A 13,707-nucleotide genomic window follows, 5' to 3' on the forward strand; every position below is an offset into this window, starting at 1 on the left:
GTACTGCTTAATGTCTTATTAAATTATCTTCCAGCTCTTCCAAAGTTTGACCTTTGGTTTCTTTTACTTTTGTTTTGATGAATAAAAATCCGCCGAAACAGATAGCAGCGTACAGGTAAAACGGACCATAAGTACCCAGCACCTTCGCGAGTATCGGGAAGGTGAACACCAGTATAAAATAGGCACCCCATAGTGATACTACTGCTACTGTTGACGCTTCGCTTCGAATTTTATTAGGAAAGATCTCCGAGATCAACACCCAGGTAATTGGTGCAATGGAAATGGCGTAAATGCTGATCGCCAGTAAAACTGCTATCGATACTAAAATGGCGGCTGCATGGCTTTGTAGTAAAAATGCTAACACGATGTAAAGAATAGCTAAACCCAATGAACCAATCAGCATCAATGGGCGACGCCCCAGTTTATCTACCTGCCACATGGCCAGCAGCGTGAACAGCAGATTAACAATACCGATAGATACCGTCTCAAAAAGTTGTTGGTTCAAGCTCGAACCTATTGAGGCAAATATGGTGGAGGTATAATTGAACACCACGTTAATACCGCAAAATTGTTGAAACACCGCTAGTGTTATTCCCACTAAAACCGCAGGCCGTACCGCTTTTTCAAAAACAGCCTTGAAACTCTTTTTGCCGCTACTACCCGCCAATGATTTTTGAATGGCTTGCATGGTATCATCAGCAAAACTGCCTGAGCCGATTTTAGCCAACACCGCTTTTGCTTTATCAGTATAGCCGGCTTTCATTAACCAGCGCGGGCTTTCGGGCAGCCAGATCACACCCACTAAAAATACAGCTGATGGTATTACTCCCAGACCGAACATCCAGCGCCAGGCATCTACACCTTTATCGGCTAAAAAGTAATTGCACAAATTGGTTATCAGAATACCCAGGACAACCGTTAGTTGATTTATGGCAACATTTCTGCCCCGCACGGCAGCCGGTGAAATTTCGGCAATGTACATGGGGCAAAGCATGGAAGCCATACCCACACCAATGCCGGCTGCAAAACGCATGATGACAAAAAATACCAGGCCTTTTGATAGGGCAATCCCAAGCGATGACACCGCGAAGATAAACGCAGCAACCATCAATCCCGGGCGGCGGCCATAGCGCTCGGCCAGTCTACCTGCTATCAGGCACCCTACAATACAGCCTAATGCTAATGATCCCGTTAGGAAACCTTCCCACAGCGGGTCGAGCATAAACTCTTTGCGTAAAAAAGGCAGCGCGCCGGATATCACAGCAAAATCGAACCCGAATAAATATCCGCCCAAGGCCGATATAAATGAAATACCGACAATGTAAGCGCCGTTAAACTTGGTTATTTTCTCCATTAATTTAGGTTATTGGTGTATGTAAAGAGCTGCGCCGCCACCTTTGGCTAAGTTCAGTTCCATTTTGGTTTTATTGGTTACGGTGATGGTTTTATAGGTATAGCTGGTGGCTACCGTGTTGGCATCTGCCCCGTCTGTATAAATATCAGCTTTATAACTCACACCTTTGGGGAGGAATGAAAAATCAAGGTTTTGCTTACGCTCGTCCCAATTGGTCATGGCGCCCACAAACCAGTTTTTGCCTTTTCGTTTGGCTATCATGGCATACGCGCCAACTTTACCGTCAAGCACTTTAGTTTCATCAAAGGTTGAAGGCACGGCCGACAGATAGGTCAGGATATCCGGATATTTTTCATATTCGGTTGGCGAGTCGGACAGCATGGCTAAATATTGGTCGTACACCACATACATTGCCAACTCATGGCAGCGTGTACCTAATGACGATGGCAAGCCGCCATCAATTGGCTTAAAAGTAGCCATGGTAGCATTGCGCATAGAACCCGGCGTATAATCCAGTGGACCGGCCAGCATTCGTGTAAACGTAAAAGTTAAATGGTGTTGCGGATTAGCGGTAAAATCCCATTTATCACATTCCTCGCCGCGCACCGCTTCATAGTTCATAATGTTGGGATAAGTGCGCTGTATGCCTGATGGCTTACCGCAACCGTGGAAGTCAATCATTAGATGACGTTCTGCGGCGCCTTTGGCAATTTTTTCCATCCACTGCGCTACTTGCTGGTCATCGCGGTCAAAGAAATCCACTTTTAAACCCGCCGCACCCAACGACTTAATAAAGTCCAGGTTTTTGTCCAGATCATTCAGCAATGGCACAGCTACAGCCCACAAAAACACACCAACGTTCTTGCTTTTAGCGTAACGTATCACCTCGCGGATATCTACACGGGACATCACTTTTTTCACATCATAATTGTCTGACCAGCCGGCATCGATCATCAAATATTCCAGTTTGTTTTTGGCAGCGAAATCGACGTAATACTTATACAATACCGTGTTCCGGTTTGCCATTCCAGACGGGATATCTGCGCCGGGCAGCATGGCGTCATGCCACCATTCCCAGGTCGCTTTGCCGGGTTTTATCCATTTGGTATCTGTTAATACTGATGGTTTAGCTAGCTTGTAGATCAGTTGATTATTGAGCAGTGTTTTGTCGTCATCGGTAACAATCACAACGCGCCACGGGTAATCGCGCGCGCCGCTGGTTTTGGCGATATAGTTTTCGCGCTCTTTTACTACCGACACAAAATTTCCCCAGCTACCCATTACAGATTTAGCCGGATAGTAGGCCCATTCACCACGGAAACCACTGTCATGCTTTTGAATGTACATGCCGGGATAATCAGCCACATCAGCCTCGGCAACAACCACTTTTACATTACTTTGCGGATAAGCAAATAAAGCAGGAGTTAATGCGCGGGTATCGTTTTTTACATCAGCGACAGCTGGCTTTACTACATACGGCAGCTCCCAGGCAGTATAGTTAGTCGTCTCTGCCCAGGTTGCAGATGGATTTCCAGGCAGGTTAAATGAAGCCTGCTCGCTCATTACTTTTACGGAGTCTTTCAAAGCCGTCACAAAGCGATAGGCCATGCCTTCGTTATAGGCACGAAATATCACTGAATAATCGCCATTGAACTTTAGCGTGAGTTGCTGGTAATTATCTGTTAGCGTAGCTGATTTGCCATACAGCGGATGCAAGATATTTTTGATATCAACTTTGGTATTATTAAGCACCTTAGCCGATTTTCCTAATGTTTCTTTATCCAAATTTAACGATATAGATGAAATCGATATTACAGGACTGCCTTTATAAATAACGCTATAAGCTATACTGTCGTCAACCTTTATATTTACTGAAATATTTTTATCTGGAGATGTGATATGATAAGATTGAGCCGCTACTTTGCCGCCAATTATCGCCAGTAAAAACATAAAAACTAAGCATCTCATATTACGTCAAATTTAAAAGTGATAAACTCATCATATACATGATGCTTGGGCAATAATGCCGATGGAAATTCTGGCCTGTTCATACTGTCGGGATAATGCTGGCACTCCAGGCAAAGGCCCTCGAATGGTTGGCAATAACGGTTATTTAAATTAAGATGTTTACTGTTCAGATAGTCGCCGGTGTATAGAAATATACCGGGATAAGAGGTATTGACAGTCAACGCCCGGCCTGACAATTGATCAATCAACTTGGCGGCGAAACTTTTGTCATCATTCAGAATATAGTATGAATTAATGCCTTTTTCGGCGTCAAGATTAATGGGGGCGGCAGGAATTATTTTTCCTGTTGGGATATAATCACCGCCGGCAGCCACTATCTTATCGGCATTGATTTGTATCTGATGATCCAGCACCGTCAAATCGCCGTCGGACAAATTGAAATAAGCGTGATTGGTAAAATTGGCATAAGTGTCTTTATCGCTCACGGCTTTGTAGCGGATAGAAAGCTCATTGTCGTCGCTCCATTTATAAGTTATCCGGAGATTCAAATTGCCGGGATAGCCGCCGTCGCCATCATGGCTATGCAGCACCATAACCAATTCATCGTCATTTACTTCAAAACCAAACACTTTACTATTAAAACCACTTGATGCGCTGTGATTACTATTTACACCATCATTAGCTTCTAATTGATAAATTTCTTCATTAAGCGTGAACTGCGATTTGCTAACGCGATTGGCGTAGCGGCCAATGGTAGAACCGATATAACAGTTATCATCCAGATAGCTTTCCAAAGTGGGAAAACCGATAATAGCATTGCCTAATTTACCATCCTTACCGGGCACTTTAACACTTACCAGGGTAGCGCCATAGTTGCACACTTCTACAAAAGCGCCGCTGCTATTAGTAAGCATAAACAGAAAAATGTCTGTACCCTGCGTGGTTCCCCAGGCTTTACAGGTGATGGTAGTACTCATAATTACGTTTAATCGGTAAGGTAAAAGTAGGCGCATAATGCATCGCGAAAAATGGACAATGACAGATATTAAATGGACAATATTATCATTCAATAATTAGGTTTCTTTATATTTATCTGTCGAAAATGTACATTTGATGCACAGCCAGCCAATTATACCATTTTTAATAAATGAACAATATTACCGAAAGCAAAAAGATCAAGGAAGGCTTTGTAGGCCAACGCATGATTGTGCTGCCACCAAACGTTAAACGGTCGGTAATTAGCAACCCGCTCATTCGTAATTTCTATTTGACGGCCATCGGTTATTATCCTAAAGCCATCTATCATGACCGCGAGCGTAAGGCAGGCAGTAACCAATATATCCTTTTATATTGTGTAGATGGCGAGGGCACGGTACATATCGGCAACGAAACGTACTTGCTCAAACCCAATACCTATATCATCATACCAAAAAATGTAGGGCACCGGTATAAAAGCTCCAATAACAATCCCTGGAGTATTTATTGGGTACATTTTAGCGGTTTAACTGCCGATGCTTTGTATGAACGATCAGCACCGCAGGGTTATCCCGAGGTTCATGCCATCCCCTATGATGAAAGCCGGATCAAACTTTTTGAGCAGGTCTACAGGATATTGGAGCATAGTTTTCATGAAAAGGAGCTGGAAATTACCAATCTGTATCTACAGCATTTCGTCACCTCGTTGATCTATTATAAAGAATTGAACCCGGTAGCTTATGAAACTGACGCAGTGAGTTTGTCTATCGCCCACATGAAAAAGCATATCGACAAAAAGCTGTTGATTGAAGATCTGGCAGCGCAACGGGGTATTTCAGTATCGCATTATTCGCGGCTATTTCATCAAAAAACCGGGTCGTCGCCCATCAACTATTTTAATTTACTGAAGATCCAGGCCTCGTGCCAGCACTTGTATTTTACCGACAGAAGCATTAAAGAAATTGCCGTTACGTTAGGTTTTGATGATCAGTATTACTTTTCGCGATTGTTTACCAAGCTAATTGGTTTATCACCGTTGAAATATAGGAAAACGCATAAGAAATGATGTTTTATTTGTCATTGCGAGCATAGCGTGGCAATCGCAAGGATGCAATATTCGCGATTGCCACGCTATGCTCGCAATGACAAATGTTATCAGCTACAAAATGCCAAGATCGCTTAATTCATTGTATAATTCCGATAGATAAGATCATCCATCTTTAAAACCATTTTGTCTATTTTTAATGCTGACTTTCAGGATAGATTTACACCGATTTATAAACCACCTAATATTCAATATTGCGTCTGATGGATTTTAAAAGATTTATGCCTGTTGCGGCATTTTTTGTTTTGGTGTCGATGACCACCATTGCCCAAAAACAATTGACCTTACATTATGATAAGCCCGCTGCCAATTGGGAACAAACGCTGCCTTTGGGCAATGGCCGCTTAGGTATGATGCCGACCAGCGGTATCACCGACGACCAGATCACACTAAACGATATCACGCTATGGTCCGGCTCTCCGCAAGACGCCAATAACTATGATGCATACAAGAAACTGCCCGAGATCACCCAACTGCTGCTGGCCGGTAAAAACGTCGAGGCCCAAAACCTCATTGACAAAGACTTTGTGTGTAAAGGTCCCGGCTCAGGCGGTAAACAATGGGGCTGTTTCCAGACTTTGGGCAATTTGAACCTGAAGTTTGATTATGGCAATGCTGATGCGTCGGCTTATACCAATTACCATCGCCGCTTATCTTTAAATAATGCTATCGCGACAACAAGTTATAAAGTTGGTACAACTACTTATACCCGCGAGTACTTTACCAGTTTTAGTGGTGATGTGGATGTGATCCGTTTGACTGCAGATCAACCGGGCAAGCTAAACCTGAGTATCGCCATGGATCGCAAAGAACGATCTACCACCACCACCAAAGGCAATACCCTACAAATGCAAGGCCGTCTGGATAATGGCACCGACGGTAATGGCATGCAATACATCGCTAACGCCAAAGTAAAACTGAGCGGCGGTACCTTAACTGCCGATGACAATAAACTGGTGATCAAAAACGCGACATCCGCTATAATCTATCTATCTGCAACCACCGACTTCCGCGATGCCGATTTCAAAACCCGTATGACGCAGAACTTGACTTCGTCCATGCTAAAACCATATGAGCAGTTAAAGAAGGAGCACATTGCTAAGTTCCAAAAACTGTTTAACCGCGTCACCCTTGACCTGGGCAAAACGGACGATAGCGAAACTACCGATCAGCGCCTCATCACCTTTCATAATAACCCGGATGCCGATAAATTGCTGCCGGTATTGTTTTACCAATTCGGTCGTTACTTAAGTATTAGCAGTACCCGCGTTGGCTTATTGCCACCAAACTTGCAGGGGCTTTGGGCCAATGAAACCCATACGCCATGGAATGGCGATTATCACCTGGATGTGAACGTACAGATGAACCATTTCCCTGTCGAGGTTAATAACCTGTCAGAATTGAACCTGCCATTAGTAGAACTGGTGCGCGGTATGGTTAAAAACGGCGAACGCACCGCCAAAGCTTACTACAATGCCGATGGCTGGGTGGCCCACGTAATTACCAACGTTTGGGGTTGGACCGAACCCGGCGAAAGTGCCTCGTGGGGTGTCACCAAAGCCGGCTCGGGCTGGTTATGCAGCAATCTGTGGGACCACTACGCCTTTACCGACGACAAAGCCTACCTGAAAAGCATCTACCCGATATTGAAAGGCTCGGCACAGTTTTATAATAGTATTCTGGTTAAAGATCCTAAATCTGGCTATATGGTAACTGCTCCATCATCATCGCCAGAGAATAGCTTTATGATGCCTGATGGCAGCGGCCGCCACGCCAGTATTTGTATTGGTGCCACCATAGATAACCAGATAATGCGCGAGCTTTTTGCGAATGTGATCAATGCTTCGGAGACGCTGGGTATCGATCCCGACTTCCGCGCACAACTGAAGAAACGCTTAACCGAGATCCCTCCTGCCGGCATTATCAGTAAAGACGGCCGCATCCAGGAGTGGCTGGAAGATTATGCTGAAACCGAGCCTACGCACCGCCATGTGTCGCACTTGTATGGTGTTTACCCGGCATCAGAGATCACGGCCGATGGTACGCCTGAACTTGCCGAAGCCGCCCGCAAAACTTTGAACGTTCGTGGCGATGATGGACCAAGCTGGTCCATAGCTTACAAACTGTTGTTTTGGGCCAGGCTGCATGACGGTAATCGTGCTTACAAGCTCTTCCATGAGTTGATGAAACCGGTTACCGCTACGGGCATCAACTATAGTGCTGGTGGTGGTATTTACCCTAACTTGCTGTCTGCCGGTCCGCCGTTTCAGATTGACGGTAACTTTGGCGCCGAAGCCGGTATTGCCGAAATGCTGATCCAGAGCCATGAAGGTTATATCAACCTGTTGCCTGCTATCCCTGATTGCTGGAAAGCGCAGGGCAGCGTGAAAGGACTGAAGGCCCGTGGCAACTTTACGGTAGACATAACCTGGAAAGACGGCAAGGTTATCAGTTACCTAATCACATCGCCGCAGGCTAAAAAGGTAAAAGTGAAGGTAAATGGTAAATTTGAGGTAATTAATAGCCACAAAAGTTTATCATAGTTTTAAAGCAATTGCTTAAATATGCAGACCGAAACTTCGGCAACCAATCAATAAGAGTAAACCATGAATTTTAAATCTTCATTCCTTTTGCTGCCACTGGCGCTAATTGCGCTGAAAAACAATGCGCAAGCGCAGGTTATTTCGATAGAAACCGCCAATAACGCGCTGGTGTTGCAGGCTGATGACAAGCACGACGTTAACACAATATACTTTGGCCCTAAACTGGCCGACAGCAAAGAGTATAGCCACCTCGCAGCCGCTTATGGCAAGGACAATGACTATACCGGCCAAATGGCATCGGTTTATACACCGGCCGGTTCGCGCAACTTGTTGGAGCCGGCTATCGCGGTATCGCATGCCGATGGCAACCAGTCGCTCGATTTGAAATATGTGAGTCATAAGATTGATAAAGTAAGCGACGATATTAGCTTGCTGACTATCATACTCAAAGACCAGGTCTACAATACGGAGGTTACGCTTTACTACAAATCATACTATAAAGACGATGTGATAGAGCAATGGAGCACCATTAAGAATGGCGAGAAAGGCACTATCGTTTTGAATAAGTTTGCATCTGCCGATCTGTATTTGAAAGCCGGCTCATTCTACCTGACCCAATACCATGGCGACTGGGCCAAAGAGATGCGCCCAGAAACCTCGCAAATCACCCATGGTATCAAGACCTTGGACAGTAAACTAGGCACCCGTGCCGACCTATTCCAACCACCAGTGTTTATGGTGTCGATGGATAAGCCGGCTACCGAGGATGAAGGAACGGTTTTATACGGTTCCATTGAATGGAGCGGCAACTACCGTACCGATCTGGAGCTTGACCCGGAGAACAACCTGCGCATTATATCGGGCATTAACAACTATGCATCGGCATATCAATTGAAGGCCGGCGAGAGCTTTACTACGCCGCCGTTCCTGTCTGTACTATCACGTAACGGCAAAGGCGATGCAAGTCGCAAATTGCAGCACTGGGCGCGTAACTACAAGCTATTGGATGGGAATGGCACCCGCTTGACGTTATTGAATAACTGGGAGAGCACCTACTTTGATTTTGATGAGACCAAGTTGGCCGCTTTGCTGAAAGACACTAAGAAACTAGGCGTCGACATGTTTTTGTTAGACGATGGCTGGTTCGGTAACAAATACCCGCGTAATGGCGATCACTCCGGCCTGGGCGATTGGCAGGAGACCAAAACCAAGCTGCCAAACGGTATCTCTTCGTTAGTTAAAGGTGCAGGCGACAACGGCGTGAAGTTTGGCATCTGGGTGGAGCCTGAGATGGTGAACCCTAAGAGCGAGCTGTACGAGAAGCACCCGGATTGGGTGATTAAACAGCCTAAGCGCGACGAATACTACTTTCGTAATCAGCTGGTGTTAGATCTGAGCAACCCTGCCGTGCAGGATTTTGTGTTTGGTATAGTTGATAACCTGTTTACTCATAACCCTGCCCTGGCTTACATCAAGTGGGATTGCAACGCAGTGATCTATAACGCTTACTCGGCTTACTTGAAGAAGGACCAGTCGCAGTTTTATGTGGACTATATGCATGGGCTGTATAACGTACTGTCGCGCATCCGCGCTAAATATCCTAAGGTGCCCATGATGCTATGCTCTGGTGGTGGTGGCCGTGTGGATTACAACGCGTTGCAGTACTTTACCGAATTCTGGCCAAGCGATAACACCGACCCGCTGGAGCGTGTGTTTATCCAATGGGAGTACTCTTACTTCTACCCGGCTATTGCCAGCTCAAACCACGTTACCGACTGGAGCAAGCTGCCTATCAAGTATCGTGTTGACGTTGCGTCTATGGGCAAGCTGGGCTTCGATATCGTGATCAGCAAGCTGGCCCAGAACGACCTGCAGTTTGTACAGGATGCGGTGAAGAACTTCAATGGCTTTAAGTCGGTTGTTTGGCAAGGCGACCAGTACCGTTTGCTTGATCCGCGCGAGAATGCGGTAGCGTCTATAGCCTACGTTAATGAGGCTAAGACAACCGCCATCATGTTTAACTACCTGGTTAACTATCGCTATGATGAAGGCAGCAAAGAGCCTATCCGTTTGAAAGGACTGGACCCGGCTAAACAGTATAAATTAAAGGAGATCAACCTCTATCCCGGTACCAATTCAGGTGTTGACGAGAACCAACCCTATTCGGGCGACTTCCTGATGAAGATCGGTATCAACCCGCATGTAAACTCGGGCCGCAGCAGTGTAGTGTTGCAGGTACAGGCGCAGTAATCGCCTTATGTCATTGCGAGCGAGGAACGAGCGTGGCAATCGCAAGGATGCCATGTTCGCGATTGCCGCGCTACGCTCGCAATGACAAATTGCGGTGTTTTGTTTCACGTGAGTGTATGACAGATGAAACAAGTGAAACACTTTTTTAACACAATAAATTATCATTCAACCAATTACAAAATTGGAGTGAAACAAAATGAAACAGCAAAAATGACTTTTAGGTCATTTTTTGTTTCACTTCCCTTTTCCCACTCTCTTTTCTAGAGAGCTGTTAATTCAAATTATTTAACAGCTTAATTTTCATTTAAAACATTTTAAACTACTGTAAAAAGCTTTATTTACTTTTATAACCATGCTTTTCCATTTCAGAGACCAATTTCCGCAGCTTAATAAACATTGGGAACGTTATCTGCCCTACCAGCAGCGTAAAGAGGTTGCCGCTAAAACCGTTTTGCTGGAAGAAGGCAAAGTATCGCAGCGTTATATTTTTATTGAGAAGGGATGCGTGCGCCTGTTTTTCAATAATCATGGTGATGATAAAACCGTGCAATTCTTTTTCGAGAACGAGGGCTTGACCTCTATAGACAGCTTTGTCAATAATTTGCCCAGCCAGTTTACGATCGAAACAATAGAACCATCTGTGCTCTTGTTGCTGCCCAAGCGATATGTTATGCAATTGATGGACGAGCTGGTGCATGAAACCGGCTTTATGCAAATTATGTTACGGCTATCGGCGCAGCGCCAAACCCATTATATTAACGAATTTGTTTCTTCTATCCGTAATACGCCCGAGCAGCGTTACCGGCGCCTGTTAGAAGAGAAACCACAGATCATTCAGCGTGTGGCGCAGCATTATATTGCCTCTTATTTAGGGGTGAGTTCCGTTCATTTAAGCCGCATAAAAAGCAAATTGGCTAAAGGCAATCTGCACTTTTAAACTTGATAACATATGTTATCGTTACGGGGTATCCGGGCACTGTAGTTTTGCTTCATCAAATCAATAAATGATGAAAGCAGCAGTAATTTATCAAAAAGGCGACCTACCGCAATATGCCGATATGCCGGCGCCTATTCCAACTAACAAAGAAGAAATATTGGTGACCGTAAAAGCAGTGGCCATTAAACATGTAGATAAAAGCCGTGCTTCGGGCAATCATTATTCATCCGACTCACCTGAAGGCGAGGGCCGCATTGTAGGCGGCGATGGCGTTTGCTTATTGCCCAACGGTACCCGCGTGTACGCCATTGGGGCCAGTGGCATGCTGGCCGAGCAAGCTTTAATTGAGCCAGATCGCACGGTAAAAGTTCCTGAGGGATTGAGCGATGCCGAGGCCGCCGCTTTGCCCAATGCGGTTATCGGCGCAGCAATGGGTTTAAAATTTAAAGCTGATGTTCAACCAGGCGATGTGGTATTAATTAACGGCGCTACCGGTTTCACTGGCCGCATAGCGGTACAAATAGCCAAACATTATGGCGCCAAAAAAGTAATCGCCACCGGCAGAAATACAGCTTCGTTACAGGAGCTTTTAACCTTGGGTGCCGATGAGGTTATCCAGCTAACCGGTAATGACGAAGATTTTAAAACGCAAATTGCCCGGGCGCATGCCATTACGCCTATCGATGTAATTATTGATTATTTATGGGGAAGTACGGCCGAAGTTATTTTGTCTTGCCTGCAGGGCGATGGCGGCTTTACCAATCGCATTCGCTATGTATCTATCGGGGCAATGTCCGGCGATTTTATCCAGCTTTCGGCAGCAAACCTACGGAGTGTTAATTTGCAGTTGAGCGGCTCGGGCCTGGGCGCCTGGACCAAGCCGCAAGTTGCCGTGCTTTTTCGTGAGATCTTGCCGGAGATGTTTGAATTGGCTGCGACAGGAAAATTGAGATTAAAAACCAAAGTGGTGGCATTGGCAGATATCGCCAGGTTATGGGATATGGATATCACCGATGGCAGCAGGCTGGTGGTGACGATATAGATATCGGTGAAAAGAGGCAAAATATTGCGTCTCTACATTTATCCCGCGTGTAGAGACGCAATATTTTGCGTCTCCGGCGAAGCAGTTAATTGGTTTGCGTCTCCCGCAAGACCTTCAAATCCTGATCTGCCGTATATGCGCTTTATATTTCAAGGGCAGCAATGCCCCCACAACCCAATTGGACATCCCCAATTGCCGTATGGCTTTAAAAATTGTTAGCAGCGGCTGCAAAGCCCCCGGCTCCCCAAGTTCCAGCACTTGTTTAACGGGTTCGGGCGTTATTAAAGCCTGAACCCGCTTAAGTAAAACAAACCGTACGCCGCCTAAATGCTTGCGGTACTGGCGATACAGATCGACCGTAAAATCACTGCGGATGATGTCATTTTCTAAATGTTGTTGATGAGCCAGTTGCCATTGTACATAGTTTAGTGGCAAATCTTTTAACCACATCCGTTTGCCTACGCGATAAAACACATCGAAAACTTCTTCCTTTTCTGCCTCGGTTAATTCGCGGTACAGGGCCTCATAAGCATGGATAGAATACCATATCAGCATAAATAAAACGTCGCGGTAGGCCCAGTCGGGAATCTGTGCGCCGCGGTTTTGTTCGACATTTTGATGGATTGCTGTAATCTGGTCGATATATCGATTAGCCTCGTCCAGCAGCGAAAAAATGATCTTGCGGGAATAGGTTACCGTAGAGAATAAACGCCCCAGCGGATCGGCAGGCAGGCGACCGGTAAAGTACAGCCAGTCGACTGCTTTATTCAAAGCAAACTCGGCGGCGGCCCCGGCAAAAATAAATAGCACGGCATCGGGGCTGCCCCAAATTTTGCGGACGATTGAATCCTCTTTAGTGAAATACTCCATAGCTTTTTCTGTTGATGCGCAATGGTTTGCCCGATAGCATTTCAATCACCACTACCAAAATAATGCCTCCGGTATACATCAGCATATCTGTCCATGAAAAAGAGGTGCCCATAATGATTTTGGCAAACCTTGAACTGCCCCAGCCTAACACATAAACCAGGTGATAATATTGGCTGATCTCGACCGCGTAAGCAAACAGTAGCACACCCAGCGCCGCCGCCATGAGGTTTACCTTAAAGAAGCTCATCACCAAACAATGGATCAATATCACCACCAAAAAATCGCCGATAAACGGGCGGATAATGTTGTCATGCACATAACGAGCAATGATGATCTCGATGGCCAGCAAGGCCACGGTTAAGAGCAAGTATTTTAGGTTGAAACGCATGTCTTTCATTTAGTTTTAATTAATGTTGTCATCTCGACCGTAAGGAGAGATCTATACACATGCTGAAATGTTTCCCTGTCCGTGCATAGATTTCTCGCTATGCTCGAAATGACAATCTCTTTCTAAATATTATTTGTCATCTCAAGGGAGAGATCTATACATTCGCTAAGATTTGCGCATGTATGGATTTTTTACTACGCTCAAGAGAATAGTTCTCCTCATTCCTCGTCGAGATGACTGTTTTATAATAATCAGTAGGTTATCCCAATACGTCG

10 protein-coding genes are annotated in these 13,707 nt (G+C 45.4%); 5 read left to right on the plus strand and 5 right to left on the minus strand.

From position 1 onward, the window contains the following. Positions 1 to 7 precede the first annotated feature (7 nt). Genes HB679_RS19795 through HB679_RS19805 form a run of 3 tightly spaced genes read right to left on the minus strand, consistent with a single transcriptional unit; the run spans position 8 to position 4,299 of the window. Positions 8 to 1,354, minus strand: a complete 1,347-nt coding sequence (locus HB679_RS19795; protein WP_214073765.1) for a sugar porter family MFS transporter — start codon at positions 1,352 to 1,354, stop codon at positions 8 to 10. A 9-nt stretch (positions 1,355 to 1,363) separates the two neighbouring features. Continuing rightward, positions 1,364 to 3,322, minus strand: coding sequence for a glycoside hydrolase family 97 protein (locus HB679_RS19800; RefSeq protein WP_214073766.1), 1,959 nt, complete (start codon positions 3,320 to 3,322; stop codon positions 1,364 to 1,366). Next, entirely contained in the window at positions 3,319 to 4,299 is a 981-nt protein-coding gene (locus tag HB679_RS19805; RefSeq protein WP_214073767.1) for an aldose epimerase family protein, read from the minus strand. The genes HB679_RS19800 and HB679_RS19805 overlap by 4 nt, the downstream gene beginning before the upstream one ends. Positions 4,300 to 4,469: 170 nt before the next feature. Between HB679_RS19805 and HB679_RS19810 the strand changes: the two genes are divergently transcribed. From HB679_RS19810 to HB679_RS19830, 5 genes are all read left to right on the plus strand, one after another. Then, entirely contained in the window at positions 4,470 to 5,363 is an 894-nt protein-coding gene (locus tag HB679_RS19810; RefSeq protein ID WP_214073768.1) for an AraC family transcriptional regulator, read from the plus strand. 242 nt (positions 5,364 to 5,605) lie between these two features. Beyond that, positions 5,606 to 7,945 (plus strand): glycoside hydrolase family 95 protein, encoded by a 2,340-nt coding sequence (locus HB679_RS19815; RefSeq protein WP_214073769.1) that lies wholly within the window; start codon positions 5,606 to 5,608, stop codon positions 7,943 to 7,945. 63 nt (positions 7,946 to 8,008) lie between these two features. Then, positions 8,009 to 10,195: an alpha-galactosidase gene (locus HB679_RS19820; protein WP_214073770.1), complete on the plus strand. Its 2,187-nt coding sequence runs from the start codon at positions 8,009 to 8,011 to the stop codon at positions 10,193 to 10,195. A gap of 352 nt (positions 10,196 to 10,547) precedes the next feature. Beyond that, positions 10,548 to 11,132 carry a Crp/Fnr family transcriptional regulator gene (locus HB679_RS19825; RefSeq protein WP_214073771.1) on the plus strand — a complete coding sequence of 195 codons (585 nt, stop codon included), beginning with the start codon at positions 10,548 to 10,550 and terminating at the stop codon, positions 11,130 to 11,132. Between the two features lie 70 nt (positions 11,133 to 11,202). After that, positions 11,203 to 12,174 carry a zinc-binding alcohol dehydrogenase family protein gene (locus tag HB679_RS19830; RefSeq protein ID WP_214073772.1) on the plus strand — a complete coding sequence of 324 codons (972 nt, stop codon included), beginning with the start codon at positions 11,203 to 11,205 and terminating at the stop codon, positions 12,172 to 12,174. A gap of 114 nt (positions 12,175 to 12,288) precedes the next feature. Here HB679_RS19830 and HB679_RS19835 read toward each other — a convergent pair whose 3' ends face one another. Continuing rightward, entirely contained in the window at positions 12,289 to 13,044 is a 756-nt protein-coding gene (locus tag HB679_RS19835; RefSeq protein ID WP_214073773.1) for an oxygenase MpaB family protein, read from the minus strand. Continuing rightward, a complete protein-coding gene (locus tag HB679_RS19840; protein ID WP_214073774.1) occupies positions 13,028 to 13,432 on the minus strand; it encodes a DUF2809 domain-containing protein in 405 nt (134 codons plus the stop codon). The genes HB679_RS19835 and HB679_RS19840 overlap by 17 nt, the downstream gene beginning before the upstream one ends. Between the last annotated feature and the right edge of the window lie 275 nt (positions 13,433 to 13,707).

Origin of the sequence: Mucilaginibacter sp. dw_454 (assembly GCF_018449775.1) — a bacterium.
Lineage (GTDB): Bacteria > Bacteroidota > Bacteroidia > Sphingobacteriales > Sphingobacteriaceae > Mucilaginibacter.

What these genes read in the sequence shown, in the direction of transcription:
- HB679_RS19835 (WP_214073773.1), bottom strand. Translation starts at nt 13,044, where the DNA reads ATGGAGTATTTCACTAAAGAGGATTCAATCGTCCGCAAAATTTGGGGC.
- HB679_RS19810 (WP_214073768.1), top strand. Translation starts at nt 4,470, where the DNA reads ATGAACAATATTACCGAAAGCAAAAAGATCAAGGAAGGCTTTGTAGGC.
- HB679_RS19805 (WP_214073767.1), bottom strand. Translation starts at nt 4,299, where the DNA reads ATGAGTACTACCATCACCTGTAAAGCCTGGGGAACCACGCAGGGTACA.
- HB679_RS19795 (WP_214073765.1), bottom strand. Translation starts at nt 1,354, where the DNA reads ATGGAGAAAATAACCAAGTTTAACGGCGCTTACATTGTCGGTATTTCA.
- HB679_RS19820 (WP_214073770.1), top strand. Translation starts at nt 8,009, where the DNA reads ATGAATTTTAAATCTTCATTCCTTTTGCTGCCACTGGCGCTAATTGCG.
- HB679_RS19800 (WP_214073766.1), bottom strand. Translation starts at nt 3,322, where the DNA reads ATGAGATGCTTAGTTTTTATGTTTTTACTGGCGATAATTGGCGGCAAA.
- HB679_RS19830 (WP_214073772.1), top strand. Translation starts at nt 11,203, where the DNA reads ATGAAAGCAGCAGTAATTTATCAAAAAGGCGACCTACCGCAATATGCC.
- HB679_RS19815 (WP_214073769.1), top strand. Translation starts at nt 5,606, where the DNA reads ATGGATTTTAAAAGATTTATGCCTGTTGCGGCATTTTTTGTTTTGGTG.
- HB679_RS19825 (WP_214073771.1), top strand. Translation starts at nt 10,548, where the DNA reads ATGCTTTTCCATTTCAGAGACCAATTTCCGCAGCTTAATAAACATTGG.
- HB679_RS19840 (WP_214073774.1), bottom strand. Translation starts at nt 13,432, where the DNA reads ATGCGTTTCAACCTAAAATACTTGCTCTTAACCGTGGCCTTGCTGGCC.